Source organism: Vulcanisaeta sp. EB80 (genome assembly GCF_002078205.2).
Genome location: NZ_LCWN02000144.1, coordinates 1 through 3,939, shown reverse-complemented (window position 1 = coordinate 3,939; position 3,939 = coordinate 1). Strand labels below are relative to the sequence as shown.

The following is a 3,939-nucleotide window of genomic DNA, read 5'->3' as shown; positions in this document are numbered from 1 at the left end:
GTTGACTTTTTGGTTATTGATGAAGTCGATAGGATGATGGATATGGGATTTATTAACGATATATACGTAATATCAAGCCTTACGCGCAATAGAAGGCAAACGTTTGCTGCCACCGCCACAATACCTGGGGAAGTTCGTGAACTAATAACTAAAGTAATAAAGGATCCATTTTTCGTGAGGGTTGGAGATCACGAGTACGATATTCCACCTATGGAACAGCTGGTGTATTTAATTAATGGTTTTTGGAGGGAGAGGTACGACATCGTTACTAAGGAATTGGGAGGAAAGACAATAATTTTCACAAACACTAGGGAAAGGGCATATAGGCTCTATAAGCAATTACTACGTAGTTATAATGCATTGCTTTTACATGGTGGTATGAAACAATTCATTAGGGAAAAGGTACTGGATAGGTTTAGGAACTCCCAAGGCGATCCTATTTTGGTTGCGACTGACTTGGCATCACGAGGACTCGATATAATTGATGTAGAGTTAATAATAAACTTCGACACGCCCAGAGATCCGGAAACCTACATTCACAGGATAGGCAGAACTGCAAGGCTCAATAGGGGAGGTCGCGCTGTGACGCTGGCGACTAAGGATGAGGTGCATGTAATAGATGCAGCGGCTAGACTTAGTGGTTCAACATATAGATTAATTCACTAAATTTAATTACGCAATACCTTTGTACTTAGGATTCAAACCTAGATGGTGGTATTGGATCACCGTATGCCCTCTTCGCCTCGATTAGTCTTTGTTTCTGTTCCTCAAGTATTTCAAAGAATTTCCTTGGCGTTGTTGGTATTTCTGAGTATATCTTCCATATCCTGTCTATCTTATCGAGTAGCTTACTAACCCTTATTGCGAATTGCTTATTATAGTCCTCGAGCCTGTAGTCCCTATTGAGGACACTGCGGAATAGCTTTCTCAGGTCCTCGTACCTCGGTACGTAACCTATCGGTGTTGTTATGGTGCCGACCTCACCGTGCACCCTCCTCTCCATCCACTGAAGCCAAACCCTCTTATCCTCCTTACTGTTCAGGAACCTTCCCTGCTCATCCCTGAGGAAATAATTAACGCCGAATATCTTCGGTGGCTTTTCTAAACCCTCACCGAACTTTAGATAGTTCGTTATATAGACGCCAAGGTCTACGGAGAGGAAGTCGAGATTAGCCATTGGGTTGAACTCCCTCTCGCCAGGCTTACCTATTACTGCAGCCGTTCTTTCGGACTCAAGAGATGCCGCTATTGTAACCACACCATGGTCCCAATTAAAAGCCTCGAAGACAGGCACCCAAGTATCTGGATCCCTACCGCCAAATATTAAACCACCAACCACCACTCCATTGGGATCGTCATACCTAGGATCCAGGTTCCTGAAGGCCTTCAGTGATACAGTGAACCTAGCATTAGGATGTGATGGCGGTATTGGATTACCCTTATCGTCGGTTTTACCCCTCCACCACTTACCCGTGTAATTAATACCCCTCTCGGGCACCGGTTCTCCCTTACCATTCCAATAAACACCTCCATCCTCGGTAATGAGTACGTTCGAGAATATGACCTCGCCAGGTTTCGTGAGCACCTCATATATCAATGGATCATCAACGGGGTTTATACCCTCAATTATGCCGAAAACACCAACCTCGGGATTTACAGCCCTAACCTCGCCATTAACGTTCCTTAGGAAAGCCAGGTCATCGCCTATCAACCTGCCCAGCATTGCCGTAGAGGTCTTACCGGACATTGATGGGTATGCACCTGTGAAGTACGTAACCCTGCCCCCAGGGCCTTCAACGCCTATTATGAACATGTGCTCACTGAGCCAGCCCTCCTCCATAGCCCTCTTAATCGTGAGCCTAAGCGCCAACTTCTTCAGGCCTATGCTGTTACCACCGTATTGCGTGTTTACGGAATAGACAGTCTCGCTGAGTAAATCTATGTATATCCTCCTCTGCTCTCCGTTGACCAGCGCGGCGTGTATGCGATGGCCCTCGAGGGCCTCTCGACAGAGGTGCAGATCCCGCGCCTCCTGCCGGAGGAATACGCCAAGCGCCTCCACATTGGCTGGCTGGCGTCAGACGAATCGCTTAGTTCAAGCGGCTTCGCAATAATGGGTACAACACAGCTTTGGCAGCTTTACGCATGGCTCATCACAAAGTCAGGAAGAATAAAAATACATACATACGATATGGTACTAAGGAGGAAAGGGGCTTCAGTAAAATTATTCGCATTTCCAAGAGATTTACGGCTGGCTAGCGGAGGCTCAACGCTGACCGTAGCTGAGAGTGGGCGGGTGATTTACCAAATGCCGCTGGAGGGCCGAGATATTAAGACCTCCACGATTAGGCTTGTCCTTGAGCATCTCGACGCCGGGGACCCTCTGCCGCTGGTGGCGTATTACCTCGGCGACGGCGCAGTGGAGAGAGGCAACCTAGTGATATCTGTATCAAGAAAACGGATGCACCTCTTTGAGGGGAGGGATGATGTTAGTGCTAACACAAAGCGGGAAACGGTTGTCTTTCGGCCCGCCCCCGAGCAGTACGCCAAGGCCATCGCGGAGCTGTATCTCTCCGGCGTTGGTGTGTTGCTCGACGCCCTGCATTCCCACAAGTGGCATGCGTTTAAGAGACTGGCGGCGCAGAGCCTCGCCGGGTTCCCACTAGCCGGTCAGCACGTAAGGCTGTCCTCGGCCGAGGGCCTGCAGGGCAAAGTGCCGTTTAAAACCAGAGAGGAGGCGGAGAGATACGCGGAGGCGGCGCGGAGGGAGCTGGAGAGACTAGGCATAGGCGCCGCGCCTGAGGTCGTTGCCTCGGGCATATATTACCAGGTGGTATTCGACGAAAAGACGTTGAGGAGGCTGGCTGAGGTGGACGAAGCCGTAAGGCTGGCCATCGAGAGACTGGAAGCTCTCTCTGCGCCGCGCATCGCCGCCAAGCCCATAGTTGCAACTAGGTTAGATGCAAAACCCGAGAGGCTGGTCAAGCCGAAAGCCGCGGCGAAGCGCGAAGAGCTACCTAGGCCGAAAACCGCGACGCCAAAGGTCGAGCCTGTGGACAGAGTTGTGTTTCAACTCGTGGATGGACCTGCGTCGATGAGGCTGAAGCTGACGTATGTGATGAAAGAAGGAAAGAAGATGCCCACCATAAACGCCGTGGCGCGGTTTTCTGCGTTGGAGGAGGCTGAGGAGTTTAGGCGTCGGCTTAGGCTTTCCGGCATAAACGCCTCTGTGGTAAGCAGAGGCGGAGGCGGCTTCGAGGTGGTGGTGCCGAAGGACGAGCTCGAGAAGCTTGCGCCGGAGGAGAAGGAGGCCGTAAAGCGGTACCTTGAGCACGTGGCGCAGACCGGGGACGAGGAGAGGAGGAAGGCGGCGGAGGAGGCGCTGCGCCGCCTCGACCTCGGCGCCAAGGCGGTCAACGTCGGCGGGGTCAGGCTCGGGCTCGTGCATAAGAAGGGCAAGGGCCTTAGGGCCGAGAAATACGGCGACCCGCAGCTGATCGCGGAGATAAAGACGGCGCTGGAGGACAAGCTGAGAGAGATGCTGGGAGAGGAGTACGAGCAGTGGAAGGAGCATATACAAATCACCGAGGGAGGAAGACGCCTAGTAATAACGCGTCAATTGCTCCAAAGGCTCGCGCAGCGAGACCCAAACACCGCCAAAACACTCAACGAAAAAACTTAAAAACATACAAAAACAAAGATACGCCCCGCGGACCGCTGCGTCGCGGCTTTTAACCCGTAGGTCGTGGGTTCGAAGGGGGATGGCCCCGAGAGTCCCACCGGGCCCGCCATGGACTCCACGATTCGTCCGTCCGTCTATCCACATCCTCGAGCTCGCCGAGCTCCAGCCCAAGTTCGCCGAAATATCCACGGAAGGCCGCCTCGTCGTCCGTCGCGGCCCTCCCCTCGAAATGGTGTCTACAGATCCAGCCGCCTACA

General features: G+C 52.2%; 2 protein-coding genes and 1 pseudogene. 2 read left to right on the top strand and 1 reads right to left on the bottom strand.

The annotated features are described in order from the left end of the window. The coding region (locus B7L70_RS12655; RefSeq protein ID WP_143701661.1) for a DEAD/DEAH box helicase at positions 1-666 on the top strand (666 nt) is incomplete at its 5' end. A 25-nt stretch (positions 667-691) separates the two neighbouring features. Here B7L70_RS12655 and B7L70_RS12650 read toward each other — a convergent pair. Further along, positions 692-1,966: pseudogene (locus B7L70_RS12650) on the bottom strand (phosphoenolpyruvate carboxykinase (GTP)); the annotation flags it as partial. Between the two features lie 342 nt (positions 1,967-2,308). On the opposite strand from B7L70_RS12650, the gene B7L70_RS12645 reads away from it, so the two are divergent. After that, positions 2,309-3,682, top strand: a complete 1,374-nt coding sequence (locus tag B7L70_RS12645; RefSeq protein ID WP_143701660.1) for a hypothetical protein — start codon at positions 2,309-2,311, stop codon at positions 3,680-3,682. Positions 3,683-3,939: the final 257 nt, after the last annotated feature.

Excerpts from the sequence above, each read along its gene's own strand:
- B7L70_RS12645 (WP_143701660.1), top strand. The coding sequence starts at position 2,309 with ATGCCGCTGGAGGGCCGAGATATTAAGACCTCCACGATTAGGCTTGTC.